The sequence below is a fragment of the Mycoplasmoides fastidiosum genome (assembly GCF_024498275.1).
GTDB lineage: Bacteria > Bacillota_I > Bacilli_A > Mycoplasmatales > Mycoplasmoidaceae > Mycoplasma_N > Mycoplasma_N fastidiosum.
The window spans coordinates 268,495-289,518 of the sequence record NZ_CP101809.1 but is presented as its reverse complement, the minus strand read 5'-3'; the positions used below and the strand labels follow the sequence as shown (position 1 = coordinate 289,518).

Below are 21,024 nucleotides of genomic sequence, written 5' to 3'. Positions count from 1 at the left end.
ATGAAAAAAATCAATCAACGTTTGCGCATTGGTCTAACAGCGATTGTGGGTTTAGGTTTTTTTGCAACAATAGGTACGGTTTTTGCTCATACTACATCTCCGACTAGTCCAACAAATAAAACTGCACTTAATTCAGTCAATCAAAAATTAGTCGATCAACATGGTCATAGAATTTTACAGCAAGCTAAAACTGTACAAGCAACTAAAACAATTAATGATTTTGATTTTCCTGAACCAGAATTTGTTAATAGCAATGGAAAATTAGGCGAATACAATGTACGCAACATTTATAACGCTAACGGAGCTTCTTTGTATTATGCTAAAGCTAGATCCACTAATTCAGTTAAATTAACATCCTCTAGTTCAACTTCATCTGAACCTTTTGATAATTTAGTCTTAATTGGTAACAACGATAATAAAGTAATTTGAAGTGTTGATGCTGAAAAAATTAAAAACACAATCAACACTAATCGTTCTTCTTCATCAACATCTTCTCCTCAATCTAGTAGCAGCTCTGAGAGTAATTCAGCAACAGTTGCACCCGTGACAACTGCATCAATTAGTGTACGAATTAATAAAGCCGAATTTTCCGCAGCAGCTAATGCCTTTTTTGTCAGTGTTTTTGCTAAAATTAGCGACACTCAAAGTCATACTGCTATTATCAAAATTACTAGAGATGAAGGAACCGTATCTGTTTATCACGATGCTGCTTTAGAGACTAAAAGTATGTCAGCATCTAATGGAACAGATTATAAGACTCATGAATTTAATCATCTAGTAATTCGTGTTGATGGTGTAAATCCAACCATTTTAATGTTAACAGGTGTTTTGAATAATCAATCTGGCAAAAATGTTATTGCAGCATTTTCAGTTAGTGCAGGAACATTGGGTACTTCTGGTGTTTTTACATCTGCTGCATCATCTGATTTTACAGATACAATTAAAAACGCTGGTGGCAAACTAATTATTACCAACTCCATTTTTGATAATGGAGCTTTATTATTAGTTTATTTTGTCTTGAGTGCATCAAGTGAGACAACTTCTAATAATCCTAAAATTTATTCTTTTTCATTAAGGGATAATCTTTTACAAAACCCTCAAAGTACTGATTTACGGGCTATAACCAATAATTCTGGAGAACAAACCCTTTTTAACGTTGAAAAAAATTCTAATGGTTTATTTTTAATCGCAAAAAGCACTAGCGGAACTAAAGGCGATTATGCTTCAACCAGTGAACTCGTAGTATCAAAAGTATCTGCATCAGTGGATATTAACAACGCCAATGTTACTTTAAACACTCACGCCAATAATGTAAACTATTTAGCTGGATTAGCACCAAGTGGCATTGCTCCAATTAACAATGGCAATAACTTACTACCCGGAGCAGCTTATGTAACTGTAAATGCAAATCATGTTTTAGTTGCTTTAAAAAATGACTTCTCTTATTTGCAACAAATTACGTTAATCAACAGTATTCCAAGTGGTGTTAAGATTTTAAACATCAGTAATAATGGTGTTTATTATTTAATTCATTTATCTAATGGTCAAATTATTGCCTATGATAATAATGGATTTGTTGGCTATGCTGATAAGCTTAATTTAGCTTTAGAAACTGTTGCCTCTGTTTCATTTATTCCTCAAAGTGAAATTAATGATGGTGCCCGTTATACCACTCAAAAGTTTGATGAATTTAAAACATCTTTTGAAGCTAATTCTTCTAGTTTTTTTGTGCGCGGTAATCCATATAATAATCGTACTTATCAACCGGTTTATGAGTATGAATTTGAAAAAGGCACAGCTCCTGCTGATGCAAATTATGGCGAAGAAGCAACTGTTAATGTTTTCCAAAAACTACGGAAATTAGGAACAAATGGTTTACCAAATACTAGTGACACCACTGGAATAAAATACTTTGTTGGCTCTTATAAATATCAACTTTATACTAAAGAAGCTAGTGTAAAAATTAAAAATGTAGTGCGTCCTTTTGTTCTCAAATCATTACCAACTGATGTTGCTGCTTTTTATAATTTACAAGATAATCGTCAAGTTGCAATTGATGATTTTTTAGAAATTAAAAACGTTAATTTAAACGACAAATATACTAGTTTAAATAATGTAGCCATTACTTTCCGTGGTAGTAATAATCCCTCACGTTTAACAATTAATGTTACAGTTGGTTATGCTTGAAGAAATAATGCTAAAGTTAATTCAACCACATTTAATGTTACCTTTCAAGGATTTCAAGATACTAAAAATCTATTACAAGAATTTAGTTACACTTTAAATCCGAAAACAATCGAAACTTTAAACCCAGCTTTTTCACGCATTTTCCCATCTGATTTGCAACCTGATCAAGTGATTGATGAATTTATTCAATTATCAGATGAGTTAAAAAGATATAACTATGTAGTTGATATTATTCCCAAAAACACCACCGGGTCGGCCATTTTAACAATTACCTTTGATTTCAGAGGTGAAAATGTTGTTTTGGCTCCCGCTAACATTACTGATGGAACTTTGGTAACTCATAATTCAGTGACTTGAGAGACTTTATCTGTATTCAAAGCTGATCCTAATTACAACGAGAATTTTTTATTTGGATTTAGTACTTTTGAAGAAATTAAACAAAAAACTTTAAAAGATGATAGTGGTAAAGTTGCTGTTTTGTTACAACCTTCTGATTTGGTTAAAAAATTCCGAACTAGTGATGGAAGTCAAGAAAAAGATATTACTGAAAAAGTTAAAGTTGCTATTGATGAATTAGGCTTATTTGTTGCCTCACCAATTGTACGACGCTGAATTACCCAAATCAATATAACTGATGTTAATGATTTATTGGGTTCATTCAAATTAGAAGTTGTTTTATCCCAACCATTACCAGGTAGTTTGACTACAAAATTTAGTCATAACTTTAATGGCTTTGCTCGTCGTGCGGCTACTAATGCTGATATTTTTACGGTCACTTTTCTTGAAGATAAAGAAGCATATGTTAATGAGTTTGCGCCACTAGAAGATGAAAACTTATTTAATCTTTTACCTTCACAAGTCTTGGCTGAAGATTTATTGCAACGAGCTAATGATGTTTTAAGTAAACAAAACCAAATTCAAGGTGGTTTAATTACTTTATCCCAAGCTGCAGAAGAAGCTAAACCCATTATTAGTTTAAGTGCTGATAATCCTAAAGGGAACTTGTTGGTTTCACTTTATTTTGAATCTTTCTTAAGTTACAACCCAACAACTAGTCAAATCACCTTATTACGCAACCAAAAAATTAGTCGTGTCTATTCTGGATTTAAAACTGGTGACCCAGTTGATAATAGCACTGGTTATTTCATTAACTGAAAATCCATTAATGATGTTGTTTTAAAAAATGGCAACCTAAAAATTGATCAGTTAACTGCTAATCAATTCCATGAATATTTGCGACAATTAAATAGTTATCAAATTGCGGAGTTATTTGCTAATTTATCTTTTGCTGCAACTGAAAAATATTCAGCTAATCCGAATTTAATTAGTACCAATTTAGCTGTTGATAATAATCGGGGCACTATTACTGTCACTTTAAATTTTGAACAATGAAACCAACGGGGCGGCATTACTAGTTTTGTGCAAGAATTTTCAGGTTTTTTAATTCCTGAAAACGCTTGAAATGAAGCTGTTGCGGAATTTGACCCCTTTAACGGATTAGATCCAAATGATCCTAGTTTTGCTCAAGCTAAAAGTGTTACTCCAGCTGATCAAGCTAGTGCAGAGATTTTAGCTAACTTTTATTCTTTTAGTAATAGTGTATTTAATAACGTTGAAAAAGAAATTTATTTCTTATTCAACACCAACACGGGAACTGGTCAAATTCACTTCTTTGTAAAAACTCCTAAATTAGCAGCCGCAAGTACAACTAGTTCTACAACTGATCCAGTCGATAATAACAACAATGCTGCTCCAACTGCCCCCCAAACTCCAGCTGATCCGAATGATCAAACAAATTCAAATGGCTCAACCAGTCCAGCTGATTCAACTGATCAATCTAATTCAACTCCTTCTCCTGATCCAACCGTTCCAAGTACTCAACCCACCCCACCAACTCCAACAACACCAGCCAATGCTCCTGCAGCTCCAGCAACTACATTAGTCCATCAAGTTCAAACTAAAATAATTAGAATGGACGATGCAACTAAGACTGATGACACTGATACTGATCAATCCAAAACTAAGACCTTTAATACCCAAGTGATTCCTTATCGGAGTTTAAGTCAGCGTGGCTTTGTTGAACTAGCTAAATCTGGTCAAGTTATTAGCGGTTTTAAAGAATTACAACTATATCCAAGCTTCACAAATAGTATTATTTATATTCTTTTAGCAATTTTCTTACCAACAGTTTTAATTGGTCCTGCAATTTATGTCTTTCACCGTTTAAGACGGAAATACATGGTTGCATATTACGAAAACAAATTGAAAAAAAGACTGGAAAAAGAATTTGGCACCCACAGCTAATCGTTTGCTTTTTTTCTCTTTTTTCATTGATTAATAACAAAACAAAATCCTTGCTTTATTTAGCAAGGATTTTGTTATTTCTAATTTTGTTTTAACCTAAATTACAATTTTTAGATTTTTAATAATCAAACCAGTTTAATCCCCGATTAATTGGTCATCAATCACTGAAAATGCCAAACCCCTTTGTTGATAATCTAGTATAATATATCCAATTAATTTAGCACCATGATAGTATTAAATTGGGGTCATAATGAGGCCAAAATGGTATTATAATGGAGCTTTATTGACGCATCAATCATTCAAATTACCTTATGTAGTCAAATCAATCTAGGATTGATTGGTTATATAGTTGTTATGCATATGAAAAAAAAGTCTTTTTTATGACGTTGAATGAGTGGAATTTGTTTAATCACAGCAAGCAGTATTGCTTTCTGATCAATTACAAACTTCAACAATAATACAACACTTCACACCCAAAAACCACCACTAATCAGCACTAGAGTTCAACATGCTGACGCAGTAGCAACCGCTACTGAAGGTGATGGTGCTTATCTTTATCGACCTTCTTCATTGGTTTTCAAACCCCAAGAATCCCGATGAACTCCAAAATACCCTTCCCAAGTCACAGCAGCAGATGTGGTTTCCATGTTTGATATCAAGCCCCAAACTTCTGCCAATGGAGAAGCTACTGCGACTGATACTGGTTATCAATTTGAAACTGTTGACGAAGATGGAGTGGGAACTAAAATTGAAACAAGTAGTTTATCATCAACTTTAAATTTTCAATTAGGACAACTATCCACTAATGTTGCTAGTAATTTAAATATTGAATTTACTAATATTGATGATGTAAACGGCACTTTAAATTTCCGAGTTTTTCAACCCATTAGTGCTTATACAGTATCTGGAACAACTTATAGCAATGCGCAGTTAACTAACACAACTACTGCTAATTATCGAGCTGTGATTCTTCCGCCAACTGATCGGGCTGATGAAACTGATCCCACCTTGTGAAAATGGGATACAGCAATTCGGTTAAGACGCGTCACCTTCCGGTTTAATTGAAATACTGATGCTAATATCATCAGTTTAATTCGCCAATCAAATTTACGCACTAACCAAATTCCCTTAAACTTCATTACCAGCAACTTTTATGCGATTGTTCCTGATTACACTCCGCCCCACCAAAAATTAACTTTTCCTCAACCCCGCATTAGTTTAAGTCATAACTTAGCTGCGGGAATTTTAGGAGTGCAAGTTGAATTAGATAGTCATTTTTCTAATAATCCCAAAACTTTTTTTCGAACTTTTTTAGGATTTAATCACGCCAACACCAGTGCCAGAAACATCCGCACTGGTGTCACCATTAATGCTTTAAGTAACCAACAGCTATTGAATTCTGAAATTAGATTGCCTTTATGGGATCGACCAGGATCAAATGGTAATACTATTTCGTTTATTAACAAAAAAGTTAGTGATTTGCTGCCGACCCAATTTTTATCCTGAAAAGAAACTACAGCTGAATCATATAAAAACTATTCTCTACTCGATTTGGTTACTGGTAAAAAAATTGCTGCAGCTGGTGGGGGTGGGCAAGGTTCTAATGAACTTGCTCCCTTAGATGTTAAAGTTGCTGGTTTTGAAAATGGAATTGCCTACTTAACCCTAGCCGGTGATCGGTCTAAAACTGGTTCGAATGCAGAATTACCAGAATTCAACATCACTGAAGTTCGGGGGTTTGCGGATGATCGAAAGGGAACAGTTGATTTATTAATTTATTTTCAAACCCTAAATAATGCTGCTGCAGTGGTACAAGCAACCCCATTGCATTTGCAATACACTGGATTTAACACCAACACTAACAGCGGATCATCATTATTTTTCACTTGAAACAGTAGTTTACCATCTGATTTAGCAACTCTAACTAGTAATGAGATTTTAACTTCATTCCGCAACCAAATTGGGAATAATAACTATACTGGAGCTTTTACAAATAATGCGGTTGCCAAATCATTTGTCTCCCGCTTCTTTACTAGTTCACGTTATTTTTCGGATGAATACCAAAAATCATATGACCCAGTTGCTGCCCAAGGCGCAACTGTGGCAATTGAACCTGTTAAAGTAAATGCTGCTGCAACCGAATCAGACAGTATCAAGATTTCGATCAAAATGGCTAGTTTTAACGGTACACGTGATCAAGTTTTTACTAACACTTTTATAGCCCACCAGAACAGCATTAACATTGATCCTAAATTAGTTAGTACAATTGAACCCCGTCAAGAGTTTTTATTACGAAATCACCGTTTCTCCCAGACTTTTGCCAGTCGGTTAACTGACGATCAGATTTTGCAAATTTTTAACTTAACCATTCCCCCTGGTGGTAATCAATACACTTCAGATTTAAGAGAAGCTAAAGTTTTCTCAATCTCTAATGATCAAGAAGGGCAGTTAATTGTTGTCTTGTTATTACCTAGGTTTAACGGAATTGAAAATTACGAATTTAATTTTCGGGTTAATAACTTTCGACAGAACGAAGCTTTAGAAAACGGTTTATCACTAACCCATGTACCTGTTATTAGTTTACCTTCAACTTTTTTAGCCCGTAATCCCTTAGATCCAAATGATCTAACTACAAATGATATTTTAACTAACTTGTTTTCAAGTTTACCAACCGCGATTGCGCGATTATTAAACCCGAATGATTTAGAGATTGTTGAACGAAAACCTAATTCAGTTGTTGTCGATCTGAAAATCAACTGGAACGAATTAATTAATCGCACTAACAATAGCATTAACAACCCTAGCAATGCTGATGCTGCAGCTGATGAACAACCAACTTCTGAAACAGCAAATGTTGATGAGACACCAGAACAAGACACCCAAACCCAATTGGACTTAGTCCGGCACGAAAATGAAGTAGCTGCTAATTCAAATGAAGCTAACCAAACAGGACGAACCCAAACTTTAAGATTTGTCATTAACGGATTTTTGGGCAGAAATGGTTTTGTTACTAACAACCAAAGCCCAGTTGCCCAAATTGCAATTTTAGATAATGTTTATATTGCAATTATTGGCGCTTCCATGACTGCTTTATTGTTTGTTGGCGCAGTAGTAAGTGGTAGTATTTACTACCGTCGGAAACGCATTTATGGAACTGCATTAGAAGCTGATACTGAAATTAATCCACGTCGTAAACGCTTCTTTCGTCGCAAATCAACAAAGGCAACTGAACAAAAAACTAAGCTGGTTCATCATAAAATCAAAAATAATGATCGCCCCCGTCCAGTGAAATCATCTGCTAATTATCAATCCAATGATTGAGGTAAAATTTAATGCCAACTTGACTTAAAAAATGCAGTCAACTAATTAAAATCTGGTTTGTTATTTTAATTAGTTTCAGCTTCTTTACTGCCATTGCTTCCATTTTTAGCCAAACAATTACTAACCAATCCCAATTAACTAAAAAATTGGACGAACCTAGTGCTGGATTTAAACTACAAAGACACCAGGATGCTTTGACCACAACCGATGAACAAATCCAACCACCTACTCCAGTTGCTAAAACCCTAGCTGATTTTGATTTTCCTGAACCAGAATTTATTAATGGGGGCAAATTAGGCCCTTATAATGTGCACAATATTTATGATGCGGCTGGGTTTGCTTTATTGTATGCTAAAGCTAAAACCAATTCTGATACAGCAACAGCAGCAACTGAACCATTTGATCATTTAGTTTTAATCAACAACCGTGATAACAGTTTAACTTGAAATATTAGTGCTACTGAAATGATTGCTCAAATCAAAACTACCCGAGCAACTCCAACTGGTGCACGCACAAGTGCTGATCCAGCTGATATTACTGGATTAAGAATTAATAAAGCCCAATATTCTAGTGTCGCTAATGCTTTTTTTGTGAGTGTTTACGCCCGTACTAGTGCAACTAGTGGTAATACGGTTGTTTTAAAAATTAATCGGACTGATGGAGAAATTAGTGTTTATTATGACACTAAAACCGAAGAAGCCCAAAAATTAACAGCTTCTAATGGAACTAATTATTCCACTCGGGAATTCAACCATTTAGTCATTCGGACTGATGGATTAAATCCGAATTTATTAATGGTTGCTGGGAATTTAAATAAAGATAATAACAATAATGTTATTACTGCTTTTTTAATTAGCAACCAAAGAATTGATACTAGTGGAATGTTATTAGCAACCCCAACTAATTATGTTGCCCAAATCCAAAGTGGAGCAGAATTAATTGTTACTAATTCCATTTTTAGTAACAGTGCCTTATTATTAGTTTTCTTTGTGAGAACTTCAGCGAATGAAGCGGTTGCCAATAGTCCTAAAATCTATTCTTTTTCTTTGAATAGTAATGTTTTACAATCACCTGCAGAAACTGCTATTAGCAGTTTTAATGATTCAGTTAAACAAACCTTTTTCACTGTTGAAACAAATTCAAAGGGATTATTTTTAAACGCCAAAAGCCAAAAAGAAAATAACCAAAATTTCACCAGCAATGGTAAAGTGTTAGTGCAAAAATTAAGCGCTAGCATTAACATTAATAACGCTGCAGTCGAAATTAGTAAATACGAACAAAACGTTCCCTATTTAGCCAATATGAACCCTAGCAGTTTTGTCCCCGTTTTGAATGAAAACAAACTGTTAAATGGAGCGGCTTATGTAACCGTGAATGAAAACCATGTTTTAGTGGCACTATCTGAAAACTTTGCTTACTTGCAACAAATTGCGTTGTTATCCAATATTCCCAATGGAGTGAAAATTTTAAGCATCAGTAATGATGGTCGTCATTACTTGATTCATTTATCTAATGGACAAATTCTAGCTTTCAATAACAGCGGGTTTGTAGCTTATGCCCAAAACTTAAATAATGCGTTTGAAGCGGTTTCACCAATTTCGTTTATTCCCCAATCCGAAATTCGGGACGGAGCTCGTTACACCACTTTAAAACCCAGTGATTTCCAAAATCAGTTTCGCGCCAACCAAACCGTTTTTTTAACTCCCCGGCCCGCTTATGCTTACACTGGTTTTGCACCCATTTATGAATACGAGTTTCATGAAACCACCATCACTGATTTAAACTTAGACTACAGTCATGAAATGGTGGTTAATGCCTACCAAAAACTACGGAACTTAGATCCATCAACCGGACTACCCCAAGCAACAGCAACCCCAAATTCAGTGCGTTATTTTTTGGGTTCTTATAAATACCAACTTTATGCTCGGGATGCGGTTTTAAACATTGCCCAACAAATTCCCCGCAATTTCATCTTGCGTTCTTTACCAACTGATGTAGCCGCATTTTATAACCGCAGTGAAAACTACCGCATTGCTGTGGCTGATTTTTTACGGTTAAAAAATGTTAATCTAAATGATAAATATGCTGATGTTAATAATCTATCAATTACTTTCAATGCAACTAACCGCCCTGCACGGTTTTTAGTTACTGTTAACATTGGTTATGTTTGAACCAATGGAACCCGTCAAAACCCCCGCCGGTTCCAATTTGCTTTTAATGGTTTTAACGGGACAACCCGAATCTTAGAAGAATTAAATTATACTTTGAACCCGAAAATTGGGGATCAATTAGACCCTAATTTTTCCCGGATTTTTCCTTCCCAACTGAAAGACAGTGATGTGATTGATCAATTCATTAGTTTATCAGACGAATTACAAAAATATTCTTACACCATTAATTTAGTTCCTGATAACACTAAAGGAACTGCCATCATTACAATTAGTTTTGATTTTGGGGGTGATAATGTGGCCTTATCAACCCATGGCATTGATCCTAAAGTCACTTTAGTGACCCCAAACTCTGTTACATGAGAAACCCCATCAGTTTTTAAAGCAGATAGTAATTACAACCAAACCTTTTTATTTGGTTTTAATACTTTTGATGACATTAGTAAAAAAAGAATCACTAATAATGACACCGAACAAAGTGTAAGTTTATTACAACCAAGTAATATTGCCAACCAGTTTAAAGAAGAAAATCAAACCACTGAAAAAAATTTAACTGACAAAATTAAAGTCGCTACTGATGTACTGGGTTTAATTACCGCATCCACAGTGGTTCGGAATTTAATTTCCCAAGTAACAATCACTGATATTAATGATTTATTAGGTTCATTTACCTTAAAAATTTCCTTAATTAATCCTTTACCAGGCAGTTTAGTCCGCGAATTTAGCCACAGCTTTACCGGATTTGCCCGCAGAAATCCGAATGTTTCAGATGCGTTTACTGTTGGGTTTGTAGAAGATCGCGAAGCTTATTTACGTCAGTTTAGTCCGGCTGATGATCAAAATTTATTTAACTTATTACCATCAAATATTGTGGCTGAAGATTTGGTGCAACGCGGCATTGCTCAATTGAGTGCTGAGAACAAAGTCTTAGGGGGGTTAATCAATTTATCCCAACCTGCAGCTGAAGCAAATCCGGTCATTAGTTTGAACGCGGATAATGCTCGGGGAAATTTATTGGTTTCTTTATTCTTTGAAACCTTTTTAGAATACAACCAGTTATCTGGTCAGTTCCAATTAATTCGTAACCGCAAAATTAGTAAAGTTTATACTGGTTTTAAAACTGGTGAACAAATTGATAATAACACTGGTTATTTCATTAACTGAAAAGCAAGTAATGATGTTGTTTTAGGTCGAGATCTAAGCACATTAAATACCACTGCAGGACAGTTTTATGCTGAATTACGTAAGTTATCAAATGATTATGAATTAGCTAAAATCTTTGCTGATCTTTCCCCAGCAGCCCAACGAAAATATGGCAGCAATCCGGATTTAGTACAAGCTACTTTAGATGTGAGCAACAGTCGGGGGACCATCACAATTACTTTAAATTTTGACCAGTGAAACGAAGGGAATGGGGTAACTACTTTTGTTCAAGAATTTTCTGGTTTCTTAATTCCTGAAGATGCCTGACAAAACGCAGTTGAAACCTTTGATCCGTTTAATGGTTTAGACCCGAATGATGACAGCTTTATTCAAGCTAAAAGTGTTACTCGGGCTGATCAAGCTAGTGGAACCGTTTTAGCTAACTTCTATTCTTTTGCTAATAGTGTGTTTAATAATTTAGAAAAAGAAGTGTACTTCTTATTCAATGCTAATGATGGGAGTGGTCAAATTCACTTCTTTGTGAAAACCCCGCAGTTAGCTCCCAGAGCAACTAACACCCCAACCCCACCCGCAAATAATAACCCTGCACCCCAACCCCAAAATCCCGCACCCGAAACTAATCCTGAACCAGATGACACTAGAAATCCAACTGATCCCGATCCCAATGCCACTCCTGCACCAACACCAGATCCAAGTGCAACCAATGTCACTCAAGCCCATTATGTACGGTTTGCTGATGAAGACGAAGTAAATACCGATACGGCTGACAGTGCAACCGATAACGTTAAAACCTTTAATACCCAAGTGATTCCTTACCGTAGTTTACGTGATCGCGGATTCATCGAACTAACCCACTCCGGACAAACCCTAACCGGTTTCCAACGTGTTCAGTTGTACCCCAATTTCACTAATAGCATTATTTATATCCTGTTAGCCATTTTCTTACCAATCATCATTTTTGGCCCCGCCTTATTTATTTTCCATACATTCCGTGGCAAACACATGATTGCTTACTACCAAAATAAATTACGCAAAATTTTGGAACGTGAGTTTAGCAGTAGTAGTGAATATAAAGAAAAATTACCCGAAATTAAAAACTAATTAATTAGTAACTGACAACATTAAAACCCTCCTGTTTTTTAAGCAACAGGAGGGTTTTGTTTTGTTATTTCGGGTCCTAAAAATTTATTTGGTTTGTCGCAGCACTTTGTTAACTAACACGGTCAATTCCCCAGTAAGAGAAAAACTATTACCTTGTAATTTAGTCATAATTAAAGCATCGCCCACTTTGATGGCATGAGTTTGATCCAGTTGACCCGAACCCTTAATGACCACTATTTCTAACCAGGCAAAATCTGGAAATTGATAAGTCCGGTTTTCTCCTGAATGCACAATTTTGTTTAAATGAAAATACTCATTTTGGATTAATTGTTGATCAGAAGCCCGATAAACAAAACGTGGAGTCTTAGGAGTTAAGCACGCAATGGCTTGAGTTAAATGAAGTTCACGTTTTTGCCCATTCTGTAACCGATCATAATCATAAATCCGGAATGTTAAATCTGATGATTGCTGAATTTCAAACACCGTTGTTTGTTCAGGAATAGCATGGATTGTGCCTGCAGGAATATAAATTGCTTCATCCTGAGCTAATTGCATTTCCGCAAATAAATTACTAAAATCTTGAGCCGCTAATTTTTGTTTGATTAAAGTTACATCATCACCTTGATAATCAATTAAAAAGGGGGCACCATTAGTTTTAAGCACATACCAAAATTCGTTTTTACCAAACGAATGATATTTGGCCTGAGCGTAGGCATCATCAGGGTGAATCTGAATGCTTAAAGCTTGTGCAGTATCAATCAGTTTTAATAAATTCGGATAAGCACCTTCATAATGATCAAATAAGGTTTTTTGCTCTTGAAACAAAGTTTCTAAACTGACTCCAGCAAATTCCGGATTCAAACAAACTGAACTATGATGCGGATAAGCCGAAATTAATCAGGCTTCACCAATGTTATCCAAATTGGATTGATAAATTTGTTTTAAATTTTGCCCACCCCAAATTACTGACTTTAAATAAGGTTGAAAAAATAAAAATTTTAAATTGGGGGTTGATGGTTGGGAACGGGATAATCTCATATAAAATTAAAGAATTAGACCAAATGGTCTAATTCGGATTTCAAAAAATAAAAGTAAATACTAATTTATAATTTTAATATTAATTAAAACATTTTTAACTGCGGATTAAATTACTCACCCAACTAACAACTATGACCAAAATTGTTTTTTTAGGCACGCCCGAGTTTGGCGCAAATACGTTGCAAACCCTAATCGCTATGAACCTAACCCCAATTCTGGTGGTTTGTCAACCAGATCGGCATTATAATCGCAAAAAAGAAGTTATTTTCTCGCCTGTCAAGCAATTGGCTTTAGCACACGAGATTCCTGTAGTTCAACCCGAAAAAGTTAGTCAGATTTATGAGCAGTTAGTAAGTTTGCAACCCGATTTGTTATTAACTGCTGCTTATGGCCAGTTTATTCCCGAAAAAATTTTACAAATTCCGCGCTTAGGCGCTTGGAATGTGCATGGTTCATTATTACCCGCTTTACGCGGGGGAGCACCGATTCAATGAGCGATTATTAACCAATTGTCCGAAACTGGGGTTTCATTAATGCGCATGGTCAAAAAAATGGACGCGGGCGGAGTGATAGCTCAAGAAGTTATTCCAATTAGTGCTGATGAAACTTATCAATCACTACTAAAAAAATTTTTATTAGCCACTACAGAATTATTAAAAAATCATTTTCCTAAACTAATTAATCAACAATATCACGAAGTGGCCCAAGATGAGTCTGCAGTCAGTTTTGCTTATAACATTCAACCCCACGAAATTTATGTTGATTGGCACCAACCCGCAGCAGTAATTGATGCTCTAGTACGGGGTTTATATAACAAGCCTTTAGCCAAAACCCGCTACCAGGATTTAGAAATTAAAATCCACCATTTAACTTATGATGCCACTAGTCATACTGATCAAGCGCCTGGGACAATTGTTAGTTTAGACCGTAACGGCATTGGTGTGGCCACAGCTGATCAAAAAGTTTTATTTTTAAAAGTGATTCAGTTACCATCGAAAAATCCCCAAGAGGTTCGGGCTTTAATTAATGGTAAAATACCTTTCGAGATCCATCAGAAATTTAGCAACTTTAGTTAATCACTAAAGTTGCTTGTTTAAACAGAAACTACGACCTATGCCAAAAGAGTTAATTAATAAAAGTGATTTCAAAAAAAACTTAGGTTTACCCAAATTTTTTTGGTTTAAGAATGAAGAAGAAATCAGTCAACTACTAACTAAATTCAGTCAACAAACAACCGAATCAACCACTGATCCGCTTGATCATGAAGATTTTGACGAAGAAGCAACCGAATTAGATGAAGCTGAAGTTGAAGAAGCATTTGATTTATTGTTCAGCACTAAAAACGAACAACGCTTATTTAAGCTATTAACTAAACTCCAAAAACAACCAGAAGATCAATTAACCCAACAATTAGTCAAAAAAGTTGTTGGGTTAATTAATGATGAACAACTAGATTTTTTGAAAAACCAGTTTGCGGTTTACGGAATTGTTTTTAATGAACTAAAAAAATTTTTAGCCATTCGGTTCAAAATTCCCTTTCAAAAAATTTTTGACCACAGCTTTAAAACTAATAGAGATTCATCCCAGATTATTTTAGAAAATTTAGACCAAGAAGAATTTATTTATTTAAAACCCAAAATTATTTACCAAAATTTTTATTTAAATCCTTCGGCTTTAATTAAAAAAAATAACAAGTTTTATGTCATTGAATCCAAAGCTAGTACGGTCCAAAAGCGGGATAATTTTTTAGACTTTATTTTTTTTGAACGTATCATGCAACGCGCCCAGTATTTTGAAGTTAGTTGTTATTTAAACGTTTTATTGAAAAAGACTAAACGCGCAGTGGGAGGGTCTATTATTGATTTTATTATTACTTCAAATATTCCTTATACCCGTCAAGTTAACAATAAATTACATAAATTAATAAAGTTCCATACTGATCAATACGATTTAATTAACCATTCTCAAAAACAGCTGTTTTTCCATCCCGCAACCGAACAAGACTGAAGTGAACAAGTTGCGGGTATTTCGTGTGCCCGAATAATGGATTGGAAAATTATTAATGCACATGATGAAAAAGAAGTGGACTGAAAACAGTATAGCTTTATTAATGTCAATAATTTTTTAGATAAATCATTACATTTTAATGATTATTTTATTCAACCATTGCCCAATGAAATGTTAGAAGGTTATCATTACCAAACTTATTTTGCTGAATACTGTTTAGCTCTTCAATCCGAACAATGAGAATCTTACCACCAGGTTTACCAGTTGGTGCAAGCCGAGAAAAAACGTAATAAATTCAATAAAACTGAGCAAACCCTCAATTGAATTTATACCAGCTTAGCTCATCCTGAATTGATTGCTCCATTACGAAATAGCGAAGTTCATGCTAATGAATTCATTGATTTTGATCATTTCTTTGATTTATCGAAATTTAAAACAAGAAAATTAACTCCCGATTTTTTTTATGCTGATCTGAATGGTGAATCCAAATTCATTGACTGAATTAGTTGAAAAAAATTATTATTATGTTTGTATCCTGAAGCGAACTATAGTGGGAATTTTTTAAGAACAAAAAAATTATTTGAATGGTTTTTTCGAAACTGGACTAATCGAAAAACTGATCTAGCCATCATCAACCGCAAACTGCAAACCCTTTTTTTTGGTAAATATTTTTTTAAACAAGCAACTCCCCAAGCTTTTTTGGTCAACCAAAAAGCTGTAACACTTTATCAAGAATATTGTCAAAGTCCTAATAAAGTTTATTATGACTTTGAATCATTAGCTTTACCTTTAGCGATCATGGAACAAACCTATCCCTATCAGCAAATTGTCAACCAAATTTCCATCATTAAAAACATTGATGGAGCAGGGATTGATCACTGTGAAAACCGGGTTTATGATCCGTTGCACTTAAATGTGCAAATGTTCAAAGAAATCATTGATTTAATTCATGTTGATCCCAACAAAAATCCCAAATACATTGTTTATAACAAGGCCTTTGAAAATACCCGATTAAAAGAAATGGCTGTTTTAATTAATGAACCAATTTATTTTGAAAAAGTATTAGATATCATTACTAATACTTTAGATTTAGCTGATTTTTTTGACTATCGCAAAACCACCATTTTAGCAGTTAAACTACGAGCTTATCATTCCATCAAAAAAGTGATTGAACTCGTTCCTCCCGAATTTTTAGCTAAAGCCAAAGCCACTAGTTACAAAGTGATTGAAAAAGTACAAAACGGGATGATTTGTCAAAGCCTTTCAATTCAACGTTATCTAAACCAAATTAATAACGCTTTGTGAACTACTAATGTTAGGTTAATGAAACAATATTGTGAAAATGATGTGCGTTCGATGATTGCAGTTGAATACTTAATGGAACAAATCGTTACTGCAGCAATGCAAAACCAAACAATTTTAGACATTGAAAAATGAACTGATCTAAATGATGTATAAAAAAACTAGCTTAATTTTTAAGCTAGTTTTTTTATTGTTCGATTTAAAAACGATTCAGAACCTAGAAGAAGCGACGTAAGTTGGTTTTCTTGTTTCAGTAAAAAATGAATCCCCCCACTCCAGTTGCTAAAACTGAGAAAAGTGGAATTGATGTACTTAAAGCAATCACTAAAGTTTGGTGACGGTTTTTAGCAACTCAGGATAGTTGGAAATTATAATTCCGTGGTAAGACTTTTAAAGTGTCAGTAAAGACATTACGTTGGGGAATAACTTCCACATCTAACACCGCATTGTTTCAACTTAAGTTAAATTGGGCTGAATCCTTATTAAATCCAGTTGCCACTAAAGCATCAATGACATCAGCACGGAATTCAGGAGTAATGTCAATATCAGAACTGTAATTTTGGATTACAGCTTCAGAACGTTGACGATCAAAAGCAAAGTGGTAGAAATCTTCTAGTTTTGGTACGTTACGGTAAACAAAAACTCTAGATAAATTTTCATCCAATCCTAAAGCCCGCGCTAATGAAGGAGTAATGGTATCTTTAGGATAAGTTAATTGGAAAGAAAGTGTTCCATTTACTAACGCATTCAATAAACTTCCTTCAGATTGTACTGATAGGTTAGTAATTTGGGGATGATAACCCATTAAATCCAAATTAGAATTGTTTAAAGTCGTGTAGAACTTGGTTAGTTCACTAGCCGTAGCCGGATTAATATCATTATTAAAAGTTTCTGATTCATTAAACAAATTAGTTAGGGTTTTACCAGTTGAAAGTTGGTACGGGTCTAAATTGTAGTAGTTAGGACCGGTTGATTCTTGCTCCTCACTATCGTTGGGAGTTGCTTCTAAAGTGGAGAAGTCAAAAGCATTTGGTTCGTTTGCAATTGCCTTACCTTTTAATCCCACAAAGAAATCAGTTGTCTTTTTAAAATTAGTGAAATTAAAACTAAACCGGTTAGTACCATTAATTACTTGGTTTAAGATGTAATCAATGCGTAAAGTTCCTTGTTCATCGTTGGGATAAACAATTGGAGTTGCACTAATTCCTGGGGATGAAACTGTGAACCGGTTGTAAAACTCAATAATCCGTGGTACATCAGGACGGAATAAATTTGCATCCAGTGAACGTAGTGCATAAGATGGTAGGAAATTAAACAAGTTAGCCGGTAAATTCGAACCATTGATTGGATTAATTGTATCTAAGATATCAATGTCAGGATTACCATCACGTTGACCTAAAGCACGGAATTCTTTAACGGTTGTGGACGATGGGTTAATCACATAATTGAAAGTCGAAATAATTGTATTTGAAGAATTACTTAACCCATTCACAAAAGTTAGTGCGGCATTTAAATCAAAACTACTTACGATGTCATTATTACCAAAAGTAATATTAGAAATATAAAAATTAACGGTTGGAATATCGAAAAAACTTGTTTTTAAACGTTCGTAATTTAATGGTTTTAAAGTATCACGAATGAATTCGGGAGTTGCCTCAGTTTGAATTGGTGCACGGCCTAATTTAACTAATAAGTCCAAAGGTTGGGCTCATAAGATCGATAAACGTGAAGCTAAAGTTAAGAAACGATCAAAACCAACTGTCACCCGGGATTCTAATGAAACTGTGCGGCTAAATCAAGAATCACTCACTAAAGTAGCATAAAAAGTAGCTGAACTTGTTTGGGTTGCTGCAGGAGCAGGATCACTACCGCCACTAATTGATGAATTATTCACATTATCAGTTAAAGTTAAATAATTTAAACTTTGCACTAAATAAGTTTTGGTTGTATCACTACGGTTTTCAGCAGAAAAAATATCTTTGTTCACCTCTGATGCAAAAATTGGAATAATACCAGTTGTTGCTTGTGTATCATTATTTAAATCAAAGAAGTTATTTTCTACAAATAACCGATATGTTAAATTGTCATTTAAACTAACAACATCCGTTGAGCTAATTCCGAATTTACGAGTACCATTGGTTAAGATGTATGCTCCCGCATCATCAAGAACATTGACTAAACCATAATTTGAGTCAGAATCTGTTTTTGCAGCACCAGTAATTGCTTGGAAATCTTGGGTTTGAAAGAATTGACCACTATTATAAGCTAAGCGGTAAATTTGATTTTTAGACGCCTCTTGCATCAATACATAAGCAGTTGTATCTTTAAAAATGATTGATTGGATTGGGTCACGACTTGGTGTATTAATAATTGTGGCAGCAAAATTATTTTGCAAATTAATCAATAAAACTGCATCAGTCAAACTAATTGCGGCAACAAAATTAGATAAAGCTAATTGGGAACTTGGAACAAACCGAAAGAAATTATCCCAGTTTAAGTCTTTAAAATTTCTGCTGGAATTAAAATTATGCTCAAATGCAATATCTTTGCCAGAGCCACTATTGAAACCTTCTTTAAATTTTAAGTCTTGGTCAACAAAGGCATATGAAAGTTTGCTAAATGAACTAGTTTGACTTAAAGTGTCTGTTGGTTTATCCAATCAGGTTAATAAATAAATCTCTAAACCATCACCACTAACTACTGGTGTTAAATTAGTGATTAATTTATCTTTTAATTTTGTTGTATCTAATGCTTTCTTTTCAACAGTAGAATTTGGAACATTCGTATTTAAAAGCGCAAAATCCCCAGCAGCTCCAGTGCTGGCTGTTTCGGTTTTAAAGAAATAAACAAAACCATTTATGTATACTGCTTTAGTATATTTTTCGGTTAATGTGTATTCTTGATAAACTTTGGTAATGTTATTGGAGTTGTAAACAACAAATTTATAACTGCTTGCATTCTCTAAAGTAATACCAATAAAATTATTGCCGTTTTTATCGTAACTAATAACATCAATAATTTTATCGTTAGTGTTTAAAACTAATTCACCACCAGCAATCCCACTTCAGTTGGTGATGGTAATTTTATTAGTATTGTTGGCATAAGACAAATAAGCTTTAGCTGCGCGAGCCGAAACATATTTGGTGGAAGCTGTTTCAATGCGAACCGCGTCTTGATGAACACGACGTTCAGCAGTTAATCCTGACAAATTATTTGTCACATTAGAAGATAATGTCGCTTGTTGTTTTGGACGGGTTAAACCTAATCCAATTCCAAGCGCTGAAACAGCAACTGCACCAAATGCTAACCAGCGCAAAGAATATTTAGTTTTCTTTCGTTTAAATCACATTTTGTGATTACCATTACTTTCTAAAATAAATATTTCCTTGCTTAAAAAGAAAAGAATTTGTTATTTTTCAAACAAAATTAACTGATTTAAAACACAACCACAACCAATCAAAATCTTTGATTGGTTGTCTAGTTAGTCTCATTTTATCAAAACAAACTATAACATTATAGCTTTCTTCGAATTTTACCAGAATTAGGGCTGAAAAACCCAGTTTTTCGGTGAATAAAAAGCTCCAAAAGGAGGGAAAATTGTTAAAAATAAAGTTGTTACGCTTTTATTTCAATTCATTGGCCCGTTCTTGGGTTTTTTTAATATTAGCAAAGTCTAACCAGTAAAAAACTTGGTCTAAATCATGGCCGTCATCCAAGAATAAGCCATGTTCTTTTAAGGAATAGTTTTCTTTATCAGCAATCAAACCACCATAAATTACAGCACAGTTGTTTTTCACCGGAAATTCGCCAAAGAATTTAATTAGTTCCTTCTCCACAATTGATAAGTGCTGTTTAATAACTTCATTAGATAGATGCACGCGGTTGCGTAAATAAAAATAGGGCATATACACAAACACGACTTCAGAATCATTAACAAACTCAATCCCATCAAACAACCGCTTTAGTTCTGTTTGAATCACTAGTTGTAAATCATGAGCAGGACTAATTTCACTAATTAAATCAGTAATTTGCGCTCCTAAAATGACGATTGGTTTCATGCCGTATTCTAAAAGCATTTTCAAACGCAAGTTTTGGTTTTTATAATTATTTAGTTTGGGCGCTTCTTCAAAACTATTGTAATGATTAACCATGATATAACTCATACCCAATTCTTTCGCTTCTAAAAACGAAGCTGAACCCATATAATCACCATAAGCTAACGGCGCAACAGCTTGTAGCCCAATTTGGGATAAATAGACTTTTTTGTTGCCGTATTTAATTAAATTAAACAACCCTAAATATGACGGCAAAATAATGTAGTTATCTGGTAAATACTTATCAACCCCTGATAAAAACTTTTCAATTTGAAAAGTTTGCATATTTGTTTTTCAATTTAAAATAATTTTGTTCATTACTAAAAACCAGTTTATTT

8 protein-coding genes are annotated in these 21,024 nt (G+C 34.3%); 5 read left to right on the top strand and 3 right to left on the bottom strand.

Features of this window, described 5'->3' with window-relative positions; all coding sequences use genetic code 4:
* The 3 genes from NPA10_RS01165 to NPA10_RS01155 all read left to right on the top strand — a co-directional run bounded on the left by NPA10_RS01165 (position 1) and on the right by NPA10_RS01155 (position 12,245).
* Complete coding sequence (locus tag NPA10_RS01165; RefSeq protein WP_256547714.1) at positions 1-4,491, top strand: hypothetical protein; 4,491 nt, start codon at positions 1-3, stop codon at positions 4,489-4,491.
* A gap of 360 nt (positions 4,492-4,851) precedes the next feature.
* Complete coding sequence (locus NPA10_RS01160) at positions 4,852-7,824, top strand: hypothetical protein (protein ID WP_256547713.1); 2,973 nt, start codon at positions 4,852-4,854, stop codon at positions 7,822-7,824.
* Positions 7,824-12,245, top strand: a complete 4,422-nt coding sequence (locus tag NPA10_RS01155; RefSeq protein WP_256547712.1) for a hypothetical protein — start codon at positions 7,824-7,826, stop codon at positions 12,243-12,245. The genes NPA10_RS01160 and NPA10_RS01155 overlap by 1 nt, the downstream gene beginning before the upstream one ends.
* 84 nt (positions 12,246-12,329) lie before the next feature.
* On the opposite strand, the gene NPA10_RS01150 is transcribed toward NPA10_RS01155, so the two are convergent.
* Positions 12,330-13,283: a type I phosphomannose isomerase catalytic subunit gene (locus NPA10_RS01150; protein ID WP_256547711.1), complete on the bottom strand. Its 954-nt coding sequence runs from the start codon at positions 13,281-13,283 to the stop codon at positions 12,330-12,332.
* A 131-nt stretch (positions 13,284-13,414) separates the two neighbouring features.
* Here NPA10_RS01150 and fmt point away from each other — a divergent pair, with 131 nt between their 5' ends.
* Both fmt and NPA10_RS01140 read left to right on the top strand, forming a co-directional pair.
* Positions 13,415-14,359 carry a methionyl-tRNA formyltransferase gene (gene fmt, locus NPA10_RS01145; protein WP_256547710.1) on the top strand — a complete coding sequence of 315 codons (945 nt, stop codon included), beginning with the start codon at positions 13,415-13,417 and terminating at the stop codon, positions 14,357-14,359.
* Between the two features lie 37 nt (positions 14,360-14,396).
* A complete protein-coding gene (locus NPA10_RS01140) occupies positions 14,397-16,748 on the top strand; it encodes a DUF2779 domain-containing protein (protein ID WP_256547709.1) in 2,352 nt (783 codons plus the stop codon).
* Positions 16,749-16,809: 61 nt separating this feature from the next.
* Here the strand turns inward: NPA10_RS01140 and NPA10_RS01135 are convergent, their stop codons facing one another.
* Positions 16,810-19,941: a hypothetical protein gene (locus NPA10_RS01135; RefSeq protein WP_256547708.1), complete on the bottom strand. Its 3,132-nt coding sequence runs from the start codon at positions 19,939-19,941 to the stop codon at positions 16,810-16,812.
* Positions 19,942-20,215: 274 nt separating this feature from the next.
* A complete protein-coding gene (locus NPA10_RS01130; RefSeq protein ID WP_256547707.1) occupies positions 20,216-21,004 on the bottom strand; it encodes a triose-phosphate isomerase in 789 nt (262 codons plus the stop codon).
* Positions 21,005-21,024 lie beyond the last annotated feature (20 nt).